The sequence below is a fragment of the Streptomyces sp. NPDC046308 genome (assembly GCF_055588065.1).
Genome location: NZ_JBVJFB010000012.1, coordinates 25,539 through 45,857, shown reverse-complemented (window position 1 = coordinate 45,857; position 20,319 = coordinate 25,539). Strand labels below are relative to the sequence as shown.

Below are 20,319 nucleotides of genomic sequence, written 5' to 3'. Positions count from 1 at the left end.
CCTCAGTCCTTGTCGTGCCGGGCGACCGCCCGGCAAATCAGGTTGCCCACCTCGGCGGTGCGCGCGGTACCGCCCAGGTCGGGTGTCAGCAGGTCACCGCACAGCACCTCGTCGACGGCGCGTTCCACTGCGGTGTGCGCCGCGGTCAGGCCCATCCGGTCCAGCATCAGCGAGTAACTCAGCACGGACGCGAGCGGGTTGGCGCGTCCCGTGCCCACGAGGTCGGGCGCGCTGCCGTGCACGGCCTCGAACACGCCGAGGAACTGCGTGTCCTCGGGGTCGTAGCTCGCCGAGGGCGCCACCCCGAGCCCGCCGGCGAGCATGGCGGCCTCGTCGCTGAGGATGTCCCCGAAGAGGTTGCCGGCCACCACCACGTCGAAGCGGGCGGGGTCGCGGATCAGCTCCATGGCGGCGGCGTCGACGTACAGGTGGTCGCACTCCACGTCCGGGTAGGACGCGGCGATGGCCCGGAACCGGCTCTGCCACAGCGGGCCGGCGCTCGGCATCGCGTTGCTCTTGTCCACCAGGGTGAGCCTGCGGCGGCGGGAGCGGGCGAGCTCGAAGGCGGCCGTGACCGCCCGGTCCACGGCCCAGCGGGTGTGGACGCCGACCTCCATCGCGACGTGGCCGGGGCGGCCGCCCCGGACCGTGCCGCCGACGCCGACGTACACGTCCTCGGTGTTCTCCCGCACGATGACGAGGTCCACGTCCTCGACCGAGCGCACGTGCTTGAGCGGGCAGTGCGCGAGCGCGCGCAGGCGCACCGGCCGCAGGTTGACGCTCAGTTCGAGCTGCTGGCGCAGTCCGCCGATGATCCGGATCGCGTGCCGGTTGTCGGGGATCCGGGCGTCGCCGAGCGCGCCGAGCAGCACCGCCCGGTAGGCGCCGCGGATGGCCTGGATGTCGATGTCGACGTCCCCGTGCTCCAGGAACCAGTCGGCGCTGTAGGGCAGCACCTCGGTCTTCAGGCCGGTGCCGAAGACCTCCTCGACCACCGCGTGCACCTTCAGCACCTCGGCCATGACCTCGGGGCCGATGCCGTCTCCCGGGATGACCGCGAGGGTACTCACGAGGCCGCCGCCTGCGCCCGGACCTGGGCGCCGGCGTAGGCGACGAGGCCGCCCGCGGTCAGCAGCTCCCGCTCGAAGGCGGAGGGCGGGGTGATCGGCGCGGAGGTGCCCCGGGTGACGTTGACCAGCTCACCGCGCTCGTCGTCGACGACCAGCCGGTCGCCCTCGCGGATCTCGTAGGCGAACTCCCCGACCTCCACCAGCCGCAGGCCGATGTTGAGGGCGTTGCGGAAGAAGATCCGCGCGAAGCTGTGCGCGACGACGAAGGGCGCGCCGGAGGCCTTGATGCCCATCGGGGCGTTCTCGCGGGAGGAGCCGCAGCCGAAGTTCATGCCGCCGACGATCACCGAGCCGCTCAGGTCGTGCCCGGTCCGCGCGTAGTGGTCGAGGAACGGCTGGTTGCCCGCGTGGGCCATGATGTGCTTCTTGTACTCGGCCGGATCGGGGATCTGGCAGAACACGCCCGGCAGGATCACATCGGTGTTGACGTGGTCGCCGAAGACCCAGGCAAGACGTCCGCCGCCTCCGGCGCCATCCGCGTCGGCCGGCGCCGCGGGCAGCCCGTCCGGACCGCCCGTGAGCGGGGCCCGGCCCTCGCGCGCCGAGTGGAGCGCGAACAGCTCGTCGATGCCGCGCCGCAGCGCGTCCTCGTCGGCGTAGTAGTCGCTCCGGTCGCCGATGGGGGCCAGTACGCCGGTCAGCGCGGCCCGGGCGGCGATGGCGGGGCTGGCCAGGACGACGCTGGCGTCGACGTCCCCGCACCGGCCGCGGAAGTTCCGGTTGGAGGTGAAGATGGCGACCTCCCCCTTGCCGAGCACACCGGACTTGATGCCGATGCACGGACCGCAGCTGGAGGACTCCACGTAGCAGCCGGCCTCGATCAGCACGTCGATCAGGCCCTCCTTCATCGCCGCCCGGTAGGCCTGCTGGGAGGCCGGGATGACGATGGTGCGCACCCCCTCGTGGACCCGCTTGCCCCGCAGGACGTCCGCGACGACCCGCAGGTCCTCCAGGTGCCCGTTGGTGCAGGAACCGATGAAGACCTGGTCGACGGGTATCTCGCCGTTCCCGTTGGCCCTGCGGGCCAGCGGCGCCACGCCCGTCATCAGGTCCTCACGGCCCTCGTACGCCTCCCAGTTGCGCAGGACGTGCTGGAGCTGGTGCGTGCCGACGGCGTTGTCGGGGGAGAACGGCAGCGCGACGGTCGGCTCGATCAGGCCCAGGTCGACGTCGATCACGTCGACGTACTCGGAGTCGTCCTCGTCGATGGCGAAGGACGGGTACCCCACCTCGTCGCCGAGGTAGTCGGCGAGCACCCCGTCCGTGGGGAACAGGCCGTACTTGGCGCCCATCTCGACCGCCATGTTGCTCAGCGACAGCCGGTCGGTGATCGCCAGGGAGGCGAGGCCGGGACCGCCGAACTCCAGGCTGCGGTAGACCGCGCCGTGCACCCCGATCAGCCCGCACAGGTACAGCGCCACGTCCTTGCCCTGTACGTGCGGACGCAGACTCCCGTGGAAGCGGACCAGCGTCGCCTCGGGCACCCGCATCCAGACGCTGCCCCGGACCAGGGCCATGGCCAGGTCGGTGGAGCCGATGCCGGTGGCGAGCGAGCCGATCGCGCCCGCGGTGCAGCTGTGCGAGTCGGCGCCGACCGCGACGTCGCCGGGGCGGATCAGCCCCTGCTCGATGAGGATCTTGTGCTGGATGCCGCCGTCGTAGCCCACGTCGAACACCTTGATGCCGTGCTCGCGGGCGAACCGCCGCAGCTCGACGAGGATCGAGGCCATCGAGGCGGTGTGGGTGGGGACGACGTGGTCGAAGACGAAGGCCGTCTTCTCCCGCTGCGCGGCGAGGCCGGCGGTGATGTAGTCGTCGTCGAAGCCGGAGCCCCGGAGGATGTCCAGGGCCCACTTGACGGTCATCTCGCTGCCCCAGCACAGGTCGAACGGCAGGTCCACGACCTCGCCGGTGCTGACGGGACGGCCGAGTTTGTGCTCGAAGAGCTGTCGTACGAGAGTCATCGCAGAACGCGTCCATCCTGGTGGCCGAGAAGCTGTTTCTTGAGGCAGTCGAAGACGGTGACGTACGGCTCGATGCGCCGGTGCGCCGCGGGCGAGGAGAAGCGGATCCAGCCGCGCACCGGTGCCGGGTGGCAGCCGCGCAGCCGCTTCGCGTCCGCCGAACCCATGCCGTAGGCGATGCGCCGGGCGCCGCCCGCGACGGCCAGTTCGACGAGGTGGTAGAAGACGAGGTTGAAGTAGGCGTAGGAGGCCCCGACGGCGGCGGCGTCGAAGCCGAGGAACTTCGGGTGCAGGACGCCCCCGCCCTCCAGGCACAGCAGGAAGCCCGCGATGTCGGGCCCCTGCGCCTCCCGGCCGCGCACCACGTACAGCGCGGGACCCAGCCGCGGGGCCCCGAGGAGCGCGGTGAACAGCCGTTCCATCGCCGCCCGGTCGACCGGCAGCCCGTACTTCTTCTGCTGCTCCTCCGACAGTTCGGCGCAGCGGGCGATCACCGCCGGGTCCGGCTCCGTGATCTGCTCGACCCGCATCCCGGCTTCGGAGAACTTGCGGATCTCGGCGCGGACGACGGTACGGCGCTTGCGGTCCAGGGCGCCCAGGTACTCCTCCAGGGAGGTGTGCGGCCCGGTCTCGAGGTCGAACTCCAGGTCGGAGAGGAACCCCAGGTAGCCGTGGTCGGCCAGGGCGCGGTGCAGCTCGCCGTCCCCGCCGGACTCCCACAGGAAGGACTGCGAGGGCACCCCCGCCGCCTCGCAGAACTCGTCCACGGCCGAAAGGAGTTCACCGATCGCACGCCGCCGGTCGACGTCCGGCAGGGTCAGGACGTCACTGGCGTACCCGTACGGACTGGTCATCACCAGCGCCGGATAGCCGGTCGCCCGCGTGTGCCCGGCCTCCGTCCGCACGACGGCGGCGAGCAGCGCCGCCGCCTCGGCGGACTCCTCCTGCGAGCGGTCCCGCGCCAGCGCCCGGCGCAGGTGGTCCATCTCGTAGTCGCCGAAGAGGGCCCCCGTCGGATCGTGGTAGGGAAACGCGTCCGGGTCCCGGACCAGCAGGCCCTGCACGCCGGCGACCGTGCGCGCCCCGTCCCGCAGCAGGAAGAGGACCAGCTCGAAGCCGAAGCACTCCTCGACGGCGCGCAGCCAGTCGTGCGAGAGGTACACCTGCGCGTCGGGGACGAGCGCGTCCCACTCCTCGCGGTCCACGCCGGATGCCGACCGTACGACGACGACCTCAGTGCCCACGGACGTCCACGCCCTTCGTGGCGACCGCGATGAGACGCTCGGCCCGGTGGTCGTACGGTCCGCCGGCGTAGTCCCCGTGGAAGCGGACGTCGGTGAAGCCGGCGGCCGCGAGCATCGCCCGCAGGTCACTCGCCCCGTAGAGGTGGAGCGTCATCGAGCCCCGGGCCGCGTGCGAGCCGTCGATGGAGTACCAGTCGCTGCGCAGCCGGCTCCAGTCGTCGAGGACGGTGTCCCGCTGGAAGAGCAGCTTTCCGTTCTGCTCGGAACAGGAGACCCGCTCGTCGAGCCGCGCGAGGATCTCCTTGCCGACGACGTCGACGAGCAGCGTCCCGCCCGGCGCGAGGCTGGTGTGGGCGTTGCGCAGCACCTGGACGTTGTCCTCGTGCCGGTCCAGGTAACCGAAGGAGGTGAACATGTTGACGATGGCGTCGAAGGCCTCCGGCTCGGCGAAACGGAGCATGTCCGCCTCGACGAACCGGGCTTTGACGCCGGCGTCCTGACAGCGCGCCCGGGCCCGGCCGAGCAGGGGCGCGCTGAGGTCCACGCCGGTGACCGCGTGGCCGGCCCGCGCGAGCGGCACCGTGAACAGGCCCGGTCCACAGCACAGGTCGAGGACGCGGGCACCGGAGGGGAAACGGAACAGCGGGGACCGCTCCACGATCCGTGCGGCCTCCGCGGCGCGCTCGGCGGAGAAGATGTGCGGGTGGAAGTCGTCCCAGAAGGTCTGGTCCGCGTACCAGCCGGAGGTGTCGGCCGCGGCGGCGCCGGTGCCGGTGTCGTGCTCCGCGCTCATATCCGTACGGCCGTTCGCGCGCGGTGGATCTCGATCACCTGGGCCTCGGTGACGCTGGACTTCGTCAGCACGGACGCCGCCTTGACGTCGAGGAGCACCGCGCCGAGGACCTCGTCGTCGTACGCGAGCCCGTGGGCGTCGAGGACGTGGGCGATGATGCCCTTGCCCGAGTGCTTGCCCATGACGATCCGCCGGGTGTGGCCCACCAGTTCGGGCCGCAGCGGCTCGTAGGCGGTGGAGTCCTTCATCACCGAGGACACGTGCAGGCCGGACTCGTGCGAGAAGGCGTTGCCGCCGACGATCGGCTTCATCGGGCTGACCCCGATGCCGGACAGGTCGGCGATCAGGTTCGACATGGGCTTGAGCCGGGACAGGTCCACATGGGTCTCGAAGCCGTACAGCTGGGTCAGGGCCACGGTCACCTCCTCCAGGGAGGCGTTGCCCGCCCGCTCGCCCAGGCCGTTGATCGTGCACTGGACCTCGTCGGCGCCGCCGAGGATGCCGGCGACCGTGTTGGCCGTGGCGAGGCCGAAGTCGTTGTGGCAGTGGAGCGAGAGCGTCACGTGGATCTGCGAGCGCAGCCGCTGGATGAGCGTCCGGAAGGCGTCGGGGGTGGTGGAGCCCACGGTGTCCGCGACGCCCACCAGGTCGGCGCCGCTCTCCTGGGCGAGGACGAGGACCTCCTCGAGGTAGTCGTACGGGGTCCGGGTGGCGTCCTCGGAGCCGCAGCCGACGTACATGCCGAGGCTCTTGGCGTACTTGATGCCGTCGGCCATCTCGGCCTTCAGGCGCTCGCGCACCGCGCTGTCCGTGCCGCCGAACTTGACCCGCATGTGCACGTCGGAGGTGGGCACGAAGGTGTAGACGGCGTTCGCCCCGCAGGCCCTGGCCAGGTCGATCTCGGTCCGGTTGGGCCGGCAGAACGCCACCACCCGGGCGCGCAGGCCCAGGGCGGAGATGCCGCGCACGGCGTCCTGGTCGGCCTGCGAGGAGGCCGGGAAGCCGGCGTCGATCACGTCGACGCCCATCTCGTCGAGGAGGCGGGCGATCCTCACCTTCTCCTCGACCTGGAAGGCCACTCCGCAGGTCTGCTCGCCGTCGCGGAGCGTGGTGTCACAGACGAGGATGTTCCTCGCCGCGGATGCGGTCCCGGTCATGCGCCCTCTCCCAACAGGTACTCGCGGCACTTGGTGCCGATGACTTCACCGGAGAACCGGGGCCGGCGCCCGTAGACGACCCAGGTGGTGGTCACCGCGCCGATGTAGCGGTCCAGGCGCAGCGTCCCCTTCGACTTCTCCAGGTACTCCAGGTGGGTGAGCCCCGAGTCGTAGGCCCCCGCCAGCAGCTGGGCGCCCACCACGGGCTTGGACGCCACCGGGACGACCTCCTCCCACTGCGACACGTCGACGTACCCGGCGGTCGCCGGGACCAGCCCGAGGGACCGGGGCCGCTCCACGTCGGCCCGGCTCAGCAGCACCAGTTCCTTGGTGGGGTACACGAAGGTGTCCACCACGTGGACCTCGTTGAAGTACCGCTCGGTGAGCAGGTGCACCTCGGGGTGCGCGCTGCACTGCACGAGGTAGTCGGACTCGCCGCGGCGCACCCGCTCCAGGCCCTCGTGCAGGTCGATGGTGAGGTCGATCTTCGCGTCGTCCTCGATGCCCTGGAACCCGAAGTAGTGGCGCAGGGCGTTCTCGTGGCAGCTTCCCTCGGGGCCGAGGGTGGTGAACGTCAGGGTCATCGCCGTGCCTCCACAGTCGTCGCGGCCGCCGGAGCGTCGATGATCTCGTCCTCCAGGCGGCACGCCTCGTCGATGAGCAGGGTCGCCAGGGACCGCATGAACGCGGGGGAGAGGTCGAGCTTTTCGCCCCGGGCCGCGTACGCCTCGCGCACCGCGGTGACCCGCTGCGGCTGCATCATCGGGATGCCGTGGGCCCGCTTGACCTCGGCCACTTCGCAGCAGATCGCCAGGCGCGCCGCCACCAGCTCCGCCAGCTGCTGGTCCAGTACCTCCAGCCGTTCCCGGAAGGGCCGCAGGACGTCTTCGGGAGTCGCGTTCATCGCGAGGCCTCCAATGCGAGGGCGCGGGCCGCGCCGCGCAGGGACGGGAGTCCGTATCCGCCCTCCTGGACGAAGACGGTGGGCAGGCGCTGCTCGGCCAGCAGCGCGGCGACGGGTCCGAACACCTCCGGCGGGAGCGTCCAGGAGCCGTGCGGGTCGCCCGCGAGGACGTCGTAGCCGACCGAGACCACCAGGGCCTCGGCGTCCTCCCGGAGGAGGTGCGACAGGGCGTCCTTCACGAGCGCGAGGAACCCCTCCGTGCCGGGGTCGCACTCCACGCCGAAGAGCCCCGGTCCCGGCTCGAAGGCGTACGGGAAGTCCTTGGCGTGGCTGGAGTGCACCGAGGCGAACGGCAGCGTGGGATCGCCCTGGACGCACGCGAGCGTGCCGTTGCCCAGGTGGTAGTCGACGTCGAGGATGCCGACGCGGGCCACGCCCTCCTCGCGCAGGGTCCGGGCGGCGACGACGGCGTTGTTGAGGAAGCAGTAGCCGCCGTACCAGCCGGGGCCCGCGTGGTGGCCCGGGGGCCGCACCAGGGCGTAGCTGTTCTCGCCCCGGCGGGCCGTCAGCTCGGCCGCCCGGACCGCGGCGGCCGCGGCCCCGAGGGCGGCGGGCCACACCCCGCGGGTGACCGGCGTCTCCTGCTCCAGGCCCGGGGCCGCGAACGCGCTGTCGAGCACCGAGTCCCGGCCCTCGGGCACCCCGTGGCGCAGGTGCTCCAGCAGGGCCGCCTCGTGCACCGCGCCGACCATCCGCTCCGCGCGGGCCGTGCCGTCCGCGCCGAGCGGGGCCGCCACCGCGCCGCCGTCGAGCAGACCGGCCAGGATCCGGTGGATCCGCTCCGGTATCTCCTTGCTGGCCACCTGGGCGCCGCCCGGCTCGACCGTGAACGGCAGCGCCTCGGACTCCTCGGGTACCACCACGTGCAGCGTCATGACAGGTCCTTGATCACGCGCGGGCCGATGACACGGAAACCGGAGCGCTCGTAGAACGCCAGGGTCCGCGGGTAGGTGGAGAACTGCTCGGCGGGCAGGCACACTTCGACCCGCCGGACGCCGTCCGCGGCGCACCGCGCGTCCAGCGCCTCCAGCAGCAGGGCCGCGACCCCCCGGGACCGCAGCTCCGGTGCCACCCACAGCTCCTGGACGTGGCGGTAGGGGGCGGCGAGCCGCAGAGCGGTCTGGGTGGTGTACCCCAGGACGCCGACCACGCGCCGCTCCCCGTCCCGCGCGACCAGCACGCCGGAGCCGTCCTTGCCGGCGATGGCCTCGTCCACGGCCGCGCCGAGGCCCGGGATCGTGTGGGAGGGGTCCCCGCGCAGCTCCCGCAGGAGGGCGGTGACCGCCTCGGCCACCGCCTGCGCCTCCGCGGGCTCGGCCGGGCCCGTCTCGAACTCCACCGTGCTCATCCCTGATACCTCGCAGCCGTTCCCGATGTGACCTCGCGCAGTTCCTCGACGCCGAGGACCCGCAGCAGCGCACGGGCCTTCAGCCGCGTCTCCTGGAACTCCTCCTCGCCGTCCGAGAGCACGATGAGCGCCCCGCCCACGCCGATGCGCACGCGGTTGCCCTCCCAGACGATGGTGCGGATGACGATGGACTGGTCCGCCGCCCCGTCGAACCCGAAGTACCCGAGGCTGCCGGAGTACACCCCGCGCTCCTCCGGCTCCAGCGCGTCGAGCAGCTCCACGGTCCGCTTCTTCGGCGCGCCGGTCATCGACCCGCCGGGGAAGAGCGCCTCGACGCAGTCGACCGCGCCGCGGTCGGCGCGCAACCTGCCCCGCACCGTGGTGACGAGCTGGTGCACGGTGGCGTACGACTCGGCGGCCATCAGCTTGGGCACGTGCACCGTTCCGGTGTCGCAGACCTGCCCGAGGTCGTTGCGGAGCAGGTCCGCGATCATCAGGTTCTCGCTGCGGATCTTGCGGTCCGTCTCCAGCGCCCTGCGGGCCGCCTCGTCGGCCACCGGATCGGCGTGCCGGGGGGCGGTCCCCTTGATGGGCTTGGCCTCGACCTCGCCGTTGCCGGCCACCGTGACGAACCGCTCCGGCGATGAGCTCAGGATGGAGCGCTCGCCCAGCCGGACGTACGCGGCGTAGGGCGCCGGGTTGGTCGCCCGCAGCCGGAGGTAGGTGTCCAGCGGGTCGGCCTCGCTGGTGCCGCTGATCTGGTACGTGTAGCAGGCCTCGTACGAGTCGCCGTCGCGCAGCCACCGCTGGACGGTGTCGAAGTGCTCCAGGTACGTCTCCCGGTCGACGCCGGGTTCCAGTACGGCCGGTGCGGCCTCCCGCCGGGGCCGGGGCACCAGGGCGCGCCGTGCCAGCGTGCGCACCTCCTCGCACCAGGCTTCGTGCTCCTCGGCGCCGAGCCCCACGGTGATCAGGTAGCGCCGGTCGGTCTCGTGGTCGTAGGCGGCGAAGCGGTCGACGCGCAGGAGTTCCGCGTCCGGCCGCTCCCCGCTGCCCGCCCGGCCGATGCCGACGCTTCCCTTGATCCCGTATCCGAGATAGCCGAGGTAGCCGCCGGCGAACGGCACGGGCGAGGCGCCGGACGGCACCGGGGTGGCCGCGAGGCCGGTCCTCAGGTGTTCGAAGACGGTGCCGTGGACGCGCTCGACGCTCTCGTGGGTCTCGCGCTCGACGACGTTCGCCCCGGCGTACGCCCGGATCACTTCCAGGCCGGCGCCGGCGCACGAGCCGAGGTAGCTGTGGCGGCCCATCCCGTACGCCGTGCGCGAGCTGTCGAGCCAGAAGGCGTACGGGCTGTCGGCGAAGGCGCGCAGGAACAGGTCCTCGGCGCTCAGGTCGACGTCCAGTTCGCTCCAGCGGAGCGTGGGCGTGATGCCCAGGAAGTTGGCGATGATCTCCTCCCCGTACTCGCTGTCCACCGACTCGGGGTGGAACTGCACGCCGTGCAGCGGGCGTTCACGGTGCTGGAGGCCCATCAGCAGGCCGCCCTCGGACCAGGCCGTGGCGACGAGGTCCTCCGGCAGCGGTTCGGTGACGGTGAGGGAGTGGTAGCGCACCGCGCGGAAGCCCTGCGGGATGCCGGCGAACACGCCGGTCCCGGTGTGGGTGATCGAGCTCGTCTGGCCGTGCACGACCTCCGGTGCGTGCCGGACCTCGCCGCCGAAGGCGAGGGCGAGGCCCTGGTGGCCGAGGCATACGCCGAGGACGGGCACGGTGGCCTGTTCGAGCAGGGCCCGGCAGAGCCCGAAGTCCTCGTCCCTGGCCGCGGTGCCCGGGCCCGGGGAGATCACGACGTGGGTGAAGCCCCGGCGCAGGAGGTCGTCCGCCGTCGCCTCGTCGTTGCGCACGACGACCGGGGGTACGCCTGCCACCTTCCATATCAGCTGGAAGAGGTTCCACGTGTAGGAGTCATAGTTGTCTACGAGAAGGATTCGCAGGTCTATCACGATGTGGTCGAGCTCCTTGACGGCCGGAACGGGCCTTTTGGGCACGGTGGTCCGGCTGACCGACTTTTCTATCGGTGGTGATTCACGGGTGAATCGATCGCTCTTGGTCGAGCACACGTCGGCATGTTCAAGAGAAAGGTGCGCATGGCGAAGCCAATGAAAGTGACATGTAAAGCCCCCGTCGTGTCTGTCACTGTTCGGATCTTCTCGGATGCGCGGAATGGTCGTGCGGTCGATGCGGCGGTCCGAGAAGGCCGTTCCACCGTTCGATGCTAGTCACGCCGGGCCGAATATGCACCCTCGTGTGACTCAGCCCACTGCGACCAGCGGTAACGCCCGGAGTCGTTACTCGAGTCAGTTGTCCGACGTCAGGTGTCGCGGCTCCGGGCGTTGCTGACGAACCGTCATGGAACCACCCCGCGTGGCAGTTCGTCGGAATCGCACGTTGACAAACGGTCCCCACGTATTCGCCCACCCGTCGCATTTAAGCCACATCTGTCTGCGGCGGCCGGGATGTGTCTGAAAAGCAACCGTCATTGCTGGTCAAGCCGTCGGCAGGGAGATGTTTTTCAGCCATCGCAAGGCGTGATCGCCCTCACGTCAAAGCCGTTTTTGCCGGGACATGCTTGCTGGTACGTTGATCGGAACAACCCCGTTCGTACAGCCGGTTCACGAGAGCGGCTCGACTTGAAAGGGGGGCTCGGAAATTCACGATCCTGACATGCGTGATCGCGCACAGGGTCCCCGGGAGGCGTCATGCCCCACAAGGTGATTCTGGCGCTTCTCGCGATCGGCTCCTTTGCCGTCGGCACCGACGGATTTGTCATCAGCGGGATTCTTCCGCGAATCGCCGGTGAACTGGACGTGTCCGAACCGGTGGCCGGACAGCTCGTCACGGCCTTCGCGCTCAGCTACGCGATCAGTGCTCCGGTCCTGATGACCCTGACCGCCGGCCTGTCCCGCCGCGTCATGCTGCGCGGCTCGATGCTGGCCTTCCTGCTCGCCAACGTGCTGGGTGCGCTCGCCCCCACGTACGGGGTGCTGATGGCGGCCAGGATCCTGGCCGGGATCAGCGCCGCCCTCTACATGAACACCGCCGCGGCCACCGCGACGGCGCTCGCGGGGGAGCGGTACCGGGGCAGGGCGGTGTCCCTGATCATCGGCGGGCTCACGGTGGCCACGGCGCTCGGTGTGCCCGGCGGTACGCTGGTCGGGCAACTCGGCAGCTGGCGGCTGACGTTGGCGCTCGTCGTGGTACTGGCCCTGCCCGTGTTCATCGGGCTGTTCCTGGTGCTGCCCGCGGTGCCGCAGCCGCCGCTCATCAGCATGCGCGACCGGGTGCGGATCGGCGCGCGGCGCCCGGTCCTGCTGGCCGTGCTGGCCAACCTGTTCGCGGTGGCCGGCTGCTTCACCGTCTTCACCTACCTGGCGGCCTTCACCCGGGCCACCACGGGCATGGACGACGCCAGCGTGAGCATCGTCCTGCTGGTGTTCGGTGTCGCGGGCGCGGTCGGCAACGCGGTCGGCGGCCGGCTGAGCGACCGCGTCGGGGCGCAGCGCACCTTCACCGCCTCGGTGTCGGGCGTCGCGGCGGCCATGGTGCTGCTGGCCGTACTGGCGAGCTGGTTCGCCTCCGACTCGACGGTGGTGGTGGTCCTCTTCCTGGCCGTCACGGTCGGCTGGGGGACGGTCTACTGGGCCGAACCGCCCACCGCCATCCACCGCGTGCTGGACCTGGCCCCCACCGCCCCGAGCGTGGCCATCTCCGTCAACAGCTCGGCCTCGTACCTCGGCGTGGCCCTGGGCGGCGCGGTCGGCGGGGCGGTGCTGGACAGGCTCTCACCGGCCGCCCTCGCCTGGGCGGGCGCCTGCCTGGAGCTGATCGCTCTGGCGCTGGTCGTCCTCCCGAGGGTTTCCGCAGGTCGCAAGGGCCGGGCCGGGGTGCCCGCCTGCGCGCTGCCGGAGCCCGTGCACGACATGTGACCTTGATGACTTCCGGCCTCCCGGCGCTGACACAGCGGCCCTGGAGCCGGAAAGTACGAAACACTGACAATTCATCTTATTTTGGGGGAGGTTGGCCACCCGTGGCTGACGACGACGTTTTCGACCGGCTCACCACCTGCGCCGTGGACGTGCTGCAGGTCAAGCAGGAGTCCGTGACCCCGGACGCGAGCCTGACCGACGATTTGGGCGCCAGCAGCCTCATCCAGGTGGAGCTGGTCATGGCCATAGAGGAGGAGTTCGGCATCTCGGTGCCCGACGAGGCGGTGGAGGACATCCGCACCGTCGACGACCTGCACCGGCTCATCCTCTCGCTGGTCGCGTGATGGCAGGCAGGGCGCCAGGGGCACGCCGCGTCGCGGTCACCGGGCTCGGTGTCGTGAGCGCCTGCGGCACGGGGGTGGAGGCCTTCTGGGAAGGCCTCTTCCAGCCGCCGCCCGAAGGCCACCGGGAACTGACGGACTGGGACCCGTCGCCCTGGATGGACGTCCGCGAAGCCCGGCACACCGACCGGTTCACCCAGTTCGCCGTCGCGGCCGCCGAGATGGCCCACCGCGACGCGGGCCTCACGGAGGTGGACGCCGAACGCAGCGGCGTCGTCATCGCCACCGCGCTGGCCGGCGTCAGCACCTTCGAACGGCAGACCGTCATCCACCACGAGCGCGGCGGCCGCCGGGTCTCCCCGTTCCTCGTGCCGATGATGATGGCCAACGCCGCCGCCGCGACGGTGGCCATGCGCCAGGGCTGGCGCGGCCCGTGCGAGAGCCTGGAGACCGCCTGCGCCGCGGCCACCCACGCCATCGGGCACGCCGCCCGGATGATCGCCGACGGCACCTGTGACCGGGTGCTCGCCGGCGGCACCGAGGCCGCGATCACACCGACCATCGTCGCCGGGTTCACCAACATGCGGGCCCTGTCCGCCTCCGGCCGCACCCGGCCCTTCGACGCGGAACGCGACGGCTTCGCCATCGCCGAGGGCGCCGCCGTGCTCGTCCTGGAGGACTGGGACACGGCGGTGGCGCGCGGCGCCACCCTCCACGGAGAGGTGCTCGGCTCCGGCAGCACCGCCGACGCGCACGACATCACCATGCCCGCCCCGGGCGGCGGCGACGCCGCCCGGTGCATCCGGCTCGCCCTCGAGGACGCCGGGGTGCGCCCGCAGGACGTACGGCAGATCAACGCGCACGGCACCGGCACCCTGCGCAACGACGAGGCGGAGACCAACGCCATCCTGTCGGTCTTCGACCAGTGCCCGCCGGTGACCTCCACCAAGGGGGCGACCGGGCACGCGTTCGGCGCGGGCGGTGCGCTGGAGGCCGTCGCGGTGCTCCTGTCGATGCGCCACGAGCTGATACCGCCGACCGTCGGCCTCACCACGGTCGACCCGGCGCTCGCCGTGGACGTGGTGACCGGCGGGGGCCGCACGTGGCAGCCCGGCCCCTCGCTCACCCAGTCGTTCGGCTTCGGCGGCCACAACGGCGTCCTCGTCCTCGGCCCTGCCGGATAGCGTTCGGAGCGAAGCGATGCAAGCAGAGCGACACAGCGATCCGAACGACGTGTTCGCGTGGATCGACGACAGCACACGGCGCAGGGACCGGGCGGGCCTCACCCGCCGGGTCCAGGTCCGCGGCGCCCGGCCGAACGTCATCGACTTCGGCGGCAACGACTACCTGGGCCTCACCCGCCACCCCGACGTGGTCCGGGCGGCGGCAGACGCCTCCCTGACCTGGGGAGCCGGCTCGACCGGCTCCCGGCTGGCCACCGGAACGACCGAGCTCCACGTCGAACTGGAGCGGGAGCTCGCCGAGTTCAGCGGAGCGGAGGCCGCACTGGTCTTCTCCTCGGGCTACCTGGCCAACCTCGGCGCGGTCACCGTACTGGCCCGCCCCGGCACCATGATCGCCTCGGACGCCTTCAACCACGCCTCCCTGATCGACGGTTACCGGCTGTCGGGCGCGGACGTGGTCGACACCGCGCACGCCGATCCGCAGGCGCTGGAGCGGGTGCTCGCCGAACGGGAGCAGCAACGCGCGGTGGCGGTCACCGAGTCGGTGTTCTCGGTCGACGGCGACCTCGTCGACCTCCGGGCCGTCCTCGACGTCTGCCGCCGGCAGGGCGCCGGCCTCCTCGTCGACGACGCGCACGGGTTCGGCGTCATCGGCGAGCGCGGAGAGGGCGCGGTGGCCGCCGCCGGGCTGGCCGGCAGCCCCGACGTGGTCACCACCATCACGCTGTCCAAGTCCCTCGGCGCCCAGGGCGGAGCCGTGATCGGCCCCCGCCGGGTGATCGACCACGTCATGAACACGGCCCGCAGTTTCCTGTTCGACACCGGGCTCGCCCCCGCCTCCGCCGCCGGAGCCCTGGCGGCGCTCCGGGTGCTGCGCGCCGAGCCGGACCGGCCGGCCCGGACCCGGAACGTGGCGGTCACCCTCGCCGAGCGCCTCGCGGCCACCGGACTGCCGGTGACCGAGGCGCAGGCGGCCGTGGTCTCGGTCCGCGGGCCCTCCGCCGCTCAGACCGCGAAGTGGGCGCAGGACTGCCTGGCCGACGGCGTCAAGGTGGCGTGCTTCCGCCCGCCGTCGGTGCCCGACCGGTTCTCCCGGATCCGGCTCACCTCCCGCGCCGACCTGACCGAGGCCGAGATCGACCGCGCGATCGACGTCGTGGTCAAGCACAGCCCCTGGTAAGCCCGTTGCCCGGGGCGAGTCGGCCCGGGCCGAGTGAGGGAGACCGTCATGACGATCGCCGGTGGGTTCCTCTCGAACACCACGACCACACCCGGCCGGGCCGCCCTCGCCATCGGCGGGGGAGCCGGGCGGCGGTGGAGCTACGGAGCGCTGCGGCGCGGCGTGCTCGCCGTCGCCCGCGCCCTGCGCGCCGAGTTCGGCCCGCATCCCGGCCCCGACGTCCGGATCGCCGTACTCCTCGGCAACCGCGAGGAGTTCCCGCGCCTGTTCCTCGGCGCGGCCGTCGCCGGCGTCCCGGTCATGGTCCTCGACCCGGCGTGGAGCGACGCCGAACTGGCCGCCGTCCTGCGCGACACGCCGCCCTCCCGGCTGTTCTGCGAGGGGGCCGCCGAACCGCTCACGCGGTACGTGCCCCCCGCCGACCTGCTGGAGGTGCCCGGACCCCGCTTCGAGGCCTGGCTGGGCGATCACGGCGGCGGGGAGGACCCCGGCGGCCCCGCCGGGTTCGCCGGCGTGCCGGACAGCGCGCCGTTCTACGTCGGCTTCACCTCGGGGAGCACCGGCCGGCCCAAGGGCGTGGTCCGCTCCCACCGGTCCTGGCTGCGCACCTTCGACCGCTACACCGACGAGTTCGGCATCGACGCGAGCGACACCGTCCTGCTGCCGGGCTCCCTCGCCCACTCGCACTTCCTCTTCGGCCTGGTGCACGCACTGCACGTCGGGGCGACCGTCTGCCTGACGCCCGCCTTCGACGCGGGCCGCGCGCTCGACGACATCGAGCGGCACTCCGCCACCCGGCTCTACCTGGTGCCGACCATGTTCCAGGCGCTGCTCGACCATGCGCGCCGGCACCCGGGCCGCCGCTTCCCCGGGGTGCGCTCCCTGCTCTCGGTGGGCGCGAAATGGTCCCCTGCCCGCCGCGCCCAGGCCGGGGAGCTCTTCCCGAACGCCGACGCCGTGGAGTTCTACGGCGCGACGGAACTCAGCCTCGTCTCCGTCCTCCACGGGGACGACGACGGCCCGCGGGAGTCGGTCGGCAGGCCGGCGGCCGGAGTCGAGCTGTCGCTGCGCTCGCCCTCGGGCGAGGAGGTCGGCGTGAACGAGCCGGGGCAGGTACACGTGCGCAGCGACATGCTCTTCACCCGCTACCTGTCGGCGCAGGACGGCGAAGGCCCGGACCGGGACGGCTGGTTCACCGTCGGCGACGTCGGCCGCCTCGACGAGCGCGGCTACCTCCACCTCGTCGGCAGGAAGAAGGGAATGCTGATCAGCGGCGGGCTCAACGTGTACCCGGAGGAGGTCACGGCGGCCCTGCTCCAGCTGGAGGAGATCGCCGAGGCCGCGGTGGTCGGCCTGCCCGACGAGCACTGGGGCGACCTGGTGTGCGCGGTGGTCCGGTGGCACGGCGAGGCGCGCCTCGCCCTGACGGAGGTACGCGACCGGGCCGCGGCCCACGTGTCGCGGCAGAAGTGCCCCAGGCGGCTGTTCGAGACGGACGCGCTGCCCTACACGTCCAGCGGAAAGATCGACCACGGGCGGGTGCGCGGCATCCTCCTCGACGGTCGCCACGGTATGCGGGAGGTCATGTGAACGGGCGGCTGCCCATCGTCGCGGCGGCGCGGCGGACCCCGATCGGCCGGATCGGCGGTGCCTTCGCCACCACACCGATCCACGAGCTCCTCGGGCCCGTCCTCACGGCCGTGCTGGAGGACCTGGGGCTCACCGGAGCCGACGTCGACGACGTGATCGTCGGCAATGCCGGGGGCTCGGGCGGCAACCCCGCCCGGTACGCCGCGCTCACCGCGGGCCTGGGCATCGAGGTGCCGGCGACCACCGTCGACCGGCAGTGCGGCAGCGGTCTGGAGGCCGTCAACCTGGCGGCCCGGCTGGTGGCGGCGGGAGCGGCGGACGTCATCCTGGCCGGCGGCGCGGAGAGCGCCAGCACCGCACCCTGGCGGGTGGAACGCCCGCCGGTCCCGCACGGGACACCCCGGTTCTACGCCCGCCCGCACTTCGTGCCCGCCGGGTTCGGGGACCCCGACATGGGGGTCGCCGGGGAGAACGTGGCCCGGCGGGGCGGGATCACCCGGGAACGCCAGGACCGGTTCGCGCTCGCCAGCCACCGCAAAGCGGTCGAGGCCGCCCGGGCGGGACGCCACGCGGCCGAGCTGGTGCCCGTGGACGTACGCGTCGGCAGGGCGGGCACCGTGACCGTGACGGCGGACGAGTGCCCGAGGCCGGACACCAGCCTGGAGAAGCTCGCGCGGCTGCGGCCCGCGTTCGTCGAGGGCGGCACCGTCACCGCCGGCAACTCCTGCCCGGTCAACGACGGCGCGGCCATGGTCGCGGTGGTCTCCGAGCGGAAGTTCCGCGAGCTGGGCCTGACGAGGGGGCTGCGGGTCACCGACTCCGCGGTGACCGGCGTGGACCCGGAGATCCTCGGCTGGGGTCCCGTCCCGGCGGTGCGCCGGCTGCTTGAGCGCAATCCCGGCCTCGACCTCGCCGACGTCGAACTGGTGGAGTTCACCGAGGCGTTCGCCGGTCAGGTACTGACCTGCCTGGACGAACTGGGCATCCCCGAGGAGCGGGTCAACCGCGGCGGCGGCGCCATCGCGCTGGGCCATCCGTGGGGCGCCTCGGGTGCCGTTCTGGTGACCCGGCTCTTCTCCGACATGTTCGGGGACACGGACCCCGTGGCGGGCCGCGCCCGGTACGGCCTGGCCACGCTCGGGGCGGCGGGCGGCCTCGGCATCGCCACCCTCTTCGAACGCCATGCGCCGCGGCCCTGACCGCCGGCCGGACCCCCGGGCGGCGGCGGGGCCTTGTTCAGCCCCGCTCCACCAGCACCTGGAGGGGGGCCCGGAACGACAGCAGCGCCAGCATCCCGGGCGAGGACCGGTCCGAGAGCCTGAGGTCCGGGAGCCGCTCGGCCGTCATCCGCATCACCACATCGGCTTCCATCCTGGCCAGTTCGGCGCCGGAGCAGCGGTGACGCCCCACGCCGAAGGACAGGTGCTTGCGGACGTTGGCCCGGTGCGGGCAGAGCTGCTCGGGGTTCTCGAAGACCTCGGTGTCCGAGCCGGTGGACGAGAGCATCAGCAGCAGCGGCGCCCCGGCCGGCAGGCCCACACCGGACAGGGTCACCGGCCGGCCGGTGACCCGTCGCCAGGTGGTGATGGGCGGATCGCGCCGCAGCACCTCCTCGGTCCACGGCCCGACGGTCGCCGGAGCCTCGGCGAACCGCTGCCACAGGCCGGGCTCCCGCAGGGCCCTGCGGTACATGGTGCTGAGCATCTGGGTGGTCGTCATCTGACCGGCGATGATCATGAAGTAGACCACCGCGGCCCTCTGGCTCACGCCCAGCGGCTCCCCGTCCGGCAGCCGGTGCGCGGCGAGCGCGCCGAGCAGCGTGGCCTCCTCGGGCGCGGGCTTGGAGACCAGCGCGGTGAGCCAGGCGTAGAAGTCGGCGGCCTCGCGGGCCAGTGCCACCTCCCGCTCGCCCCGCGGCCGCCCCCAGAACAGTTCCAGGGAGGCGTCGCTCCACCGGGCCAGGGTGTCGATGTCCACGTCGATGGCCGATTCCAGACCGAGCAGCCGCAGCATCACCCGGAAGGGCACGTCCCGGGCGATGGTCGTCGCCAGATCGCACGCGCCGTCGGCGGCCAGCCGCCGCTCCACGTCGTCGAGCGCCTCCGCCACGACCTTCTCGACCATCGGCACCGAGGCGGTGACGGCCTGGGCGTTGAACAACTTCGTCATGATCCGCCGATAACCGGCGTGACTGTCCGAGCTGTTGTTTGCAAGCGTTTGCGGAAGGTCGAACCTGACCCGTGCGAGAGCGCGCAGCGTCGGCACCGAGAAACGCCCGACGGCATCGATCGCATTATCCGGAAGGAAATTCTCCGGGTCGAGGAGAATGCGGCGCACGTCCTCGTACCGGCTTATCAGCCAAAGCCCCGTGTTCTCGTCGTACTTCACGGGTTCTTTCGCGCGGAGTGCCGCCATCGTCGGATAGGGGTCGAGTGCGTACCCCTGGTCGAAAAGATCCACACTGCCAACGGGTATTGCCACCATCACGTCAATTCCACCTTCCCCCGGCCGACGGTATCAAGCCGTCGTGATCACGCTGAACACCCGCCGGGGACGAGTCTGTGTGAGACGCGTCTCGCGTGGACGGCGCCGGGGCGGGTCCGCGGACGGACGGGCCGTCCGGAGGGTCCTCCGGACGGCCCGCACGCGTTCGGTGCGGTGTCTCGGCACCCGGGTGCCCGGGCGCGTCCTACTGCTGGACGGCGTCGAGCGGGTTGCCGTTGTTGACGCCGGCCTTCTTGGCCGCGTCGATGGCGGCGGCGGACGGCTTCACCTTGGTGAAGGTGTCGTGGCCGACCAGGGTGGACTTCCAGGCGTCGGCCGCGGTGGTGCCGGAGGTCAGCAACCACTGGGTGTTGATCTTCGCCTCGGCGCCACCGACGTACTGGCCGCTCCACGTCGTGGCGGAGTGGGCGTTGCGGTAGTTATTCTTCCAGGCCACCGTCCAGCCGAGGGCGGTGCCGGTGCCGTCGGCGGCGGCGGTGTCGTAACGGCCGGTCAGGACGTAACGGCTCTCGGCGTTGCCGACGGCCGACTCGTAGGTGCCGGTGAGGCCGCCGTCCGCGTTCGCGGTCACGATGAAGGTCGAGCCCAGCTGGTTGTACCAGGTGCCGGTGATGCCGGCTTCGACGGCCGAGACCTGGGCCTTCGCGTCCTTCGTGGGGTCCGCCGAGGCGCTGGCCGTAATCCCGACGGTGGTGAGCGAAACGGCGATGGCTGCAACGACGATCTTGCGCATGTGAGACACGGAAAATACTCCCCTAGGTGTTGCCGACGGGGTGGTCGGCGCGCATGTCGCGCACGCCGTCCGTGCCCCGCCCGTCAAGGTTTGTGACCTCGGCCGTGCACCTGACGGTGCCGGTGGACAAGCGGCAATGCGGCATGGGCCTTTGGCGGCAGAACAGGATGGTCGAGGTCCGGGTCGATGGTTGCCAA

General features: G+C 71.9%; 18 protein-coding genes. 6 read left to right on the top strand and 12 right to left on the bottom strand.

The window, feature by feature from the left end; all coding sequences use genetic code 11:
• Positions 1-2: 2 nt before the first annotated feature.
• From ACZ6JT_RS34045 to pabB, 10 genes are read right to left on the bottom strand one after another with little or no spacing between them, the layout of a single operon-like run.
• Positions 3-1,070 (bottom strand): isocitrate/isopropylmalate dehydrogenase family protein, encoded by a 1,068-nt coding sequence (locus ACZ6JT_RS34045; protein WP_469215894.1) that lies wholly within the window; start codon positions 1,068-1,070, stop codon positions 3-5.
• A complete protein-coding gene (locus ACZ6JT_RS34040) occupies positions 1,067-3,094 on the bottom strand; it encodes a LeuD/DmdB family oxidoreductase small subunit (protein ID WP_469215892.1) in 2,028 nt (675 codons plus the stop codon). The genes ACZ6JT_RS34045 and ACZ6JT_RS34040 overlap by 4 nt, the downstream gene beginning before the upstream one ends.
• Positions 3,091-4,338: a GNAT family N-acetyltransferase gene (locus ACZ6JT_RS34035; protein WP_469215890.1), complete on the bottom strand. Its 1,248-nt coding sequence runs from the start codon at positions 4,336-4,338 to the stop codon at positions 3,091-3,093. The genes ACZ6JT_RS34040 and ACZ6JT_RS34035 overlap by 4 nt, the downstream gene beginning before the upstream one ends.
• A complete protein-coding gene (locus ACZ6JT_RS34030) occupies positions 4,328-5,131 on the bottom strand; it encodes a class I SAM-dependent methyltransferase (RefSeq protein WP_469215888.1) in 804 nt (267 codons plus the stop codon). The genes ACZ6JT_RS34035 and ACZ6JT_RS34030 overlap by 11 nt, the downstream gene beginning before the upstream one ends.
• Positions 5,128-6,288: a LeuA family protein gene (locus ACZ6JT_RS34025; protein WP_469215886.1), complete on the bottom strand. Its 1,161-nt coding sequence runs from the start codon at positions 6,286-6,288 to the stop codon at positions 5,128-5,130. Before ACZ6JT_RS34025 ends, ACZ6JT_RS34030 begins: the two co-directional genes overlap by 4 nt.
• Complete coding sequence (locus ACZ6JT_RS34020; RefSeq protein WP_469215884.1) at positions 6,285-6,872, bottom strand: hypothetical protein; 588 nt, start codon at positions 6,870-6,872, stop codon at positions 6,285-6,287. Before ACZ6JT_RS34020 ends, ACZ6JT_RS34025 begins: the two co-directional genes overlap by 4 nt.
• Complete coding sequence (locus ACZ6JT_RS34015; RefSeq protein ID WP_469215882.1) at positions 6,869-7,192, bottom strand: chorismate mutase; 324 nt, start codon at positions 7,190-7,192, stop codon at positions 6,869-6,871. Before ACZ6JT_RS34015 ends, ACZ6JT_RS34020 begins: the two co-directional genes overlap by 4 nt.
• On the bottom strand, positions 7,189-8,127 hold the full coding sequence (locus ACZ6JT_RS34010; protein ID WP_469215880.1) for an arginase family protein: 939 nt from the start codon (positions 8,125-8,127) through the stop codon (positions 7,189-7,191). The genes ACZ6JT_RS34015 and ACZ6JT_RS34010 overlap by 4 nt, the downstream gene beginning before the upstream one ends.
• On the bottom strand, positions 8,124-8,600 hold the full coding sequence (locus tag ACZ6JT_RS34005) for a GNAT family N-acetyltransferase (RefSeq protein WP_469215878.1): 477 nt from the start codon (positions 8,598-8,600) through the stop codon (positions 8,124-8,126). Before ACZ6JT_RS34005 ends, ACZ6JT_RS34010 begins: the two co-directional genes overlap by 4 nt.
• Entirely contained in the window at positions 8,597-10,606 is a 2,010-nt protein-coding gene (gene pabB / locus ACZ6JT_RS34000; RefSeq protein WP_469215876.1) for an aminodeoxychorismate synthase component I, read from the bottom strand. The genes ACZ6JT_RS34005 and pabB overlap by 4 nt, the downstream gene beginning before the upstream one ends.
• A gap of 756 nt (positions 10,607-11,362) precedes the next feature.
• Between pabB and ACZ6JT_RS33995 the strand changes: the two genes are divergently transcribed.
• From ACZ6JT_RS33995 to ACZ6JT_RS33970, 6 genes are all read left to right on the top strand, one after another.
• A complete protein-coding gene (locus ACZ6JT_RS33995; protein WP_469215874.1) occupies positions 11,363-12,589 on the top strand; it encodes an MFS transporter in 1,227 nt (408 codons plus the stop codon).
• Between the two features lie 101 nt (positions 12,590-12,690).
• On the top strand, positions 12,691-12,933 hold the full coding sequence (locus tag ACZ6JT_RS33990) for an acyl carrier protein (protein ID WP_469215872.1): 243 nt from the start codon (positions 12,691-12,693) through the stop codon (positions 12,931-12,933).
• Positions 12,933-14,114, top strand: a complete 1,182-nt coding sequence (locus ACZ6JT_RS33985) for a beta-ketoacyl-[acyl-carrier-protein] synthase family protein (protein ID WP_469216100.1) — start codon at positions 12,933-12,935, stop codon at positions 14,112-14,114. Before ACZ6JT_RS33990 ends, ACZ6JT_RS33985 begins: the two co-directional genes overlap by 1 nt.
• A 16-nt stretch (positions 14,115-14,130) precedes the next feature.
• Positions 14,131-15,294 (top strand): 8-amino-7-oxononanoate synthase, encoded by a 1,164-nt coding sequence (locus ACZ6JT_RS33980; RefSeq protein WP_469215870.1) that lies wholly within the window; start codon positions 14,131-14,133, stop codon positions 15,292-15,294.
• Positions 15,295-15,342: 48 nt separating this feature from the next.
• Positions 15,343-16,884 (top strand): AMP-binding protein, encoded by a 1,542-nt coding sequence (locus ACZ6JT_RS33975; RefSeq protein ID WP_469215868.1) that lies wholly within the window; start codon positions 15,343-15,345, stop codon positions 16,882-16,884.
• Positions 16,881-18,083, top strand: a complete 1,203-nt coding sequence (locus tag ACZ6JT_RS33970) for a thiolase family protein (RefSeq protein WP_469215866.1) — start codon at positions 16,881-16,883, stop codon at positions 18,081-18,083. The genes ACZ6JT_RS33975 and ACZ6JT_RS33970 overlap by 4 nt, the downstream gene beginning before the upstream one ends.
• 37 nt (positions 18,084-18,120) lie before the next feature.
• On the opposite strand, the gene ACZ6JT_RS33965 is transcribed toward ACZ6JT_RS33970, so the two are convergent.
• Both ACZ6JT_RS33965 and ACZ6JT_RS33960 read right to left on the bottom strand, forming a co-directional pair.
• Positions 18,121-19,053: a cytochrome P450 gene (locus ACZ6JT_RS33965; RefSeq protein WP_469215864.1), complete on the bottom strand. Its 933-nt coding sequence runs from the start codon at positions 19,051-19,053 to the stop codon at positions 18,121-18,123.
• A gap of 520 nt (positions 19,054-19,573) precedes the next feature.
• Positions 19,574-20,122 (bottom strand): streptavidin, encoded by a 549-nt coding sequence (locus ACZ6JT_RS33960; protein WP_469216098.1) that lies wholly within the window; start codon positions 20,120-20,122, stop codon positions 19,574-19,576.
• Positions 20,123-20,319: the final 197 nt, after the last annotated feature.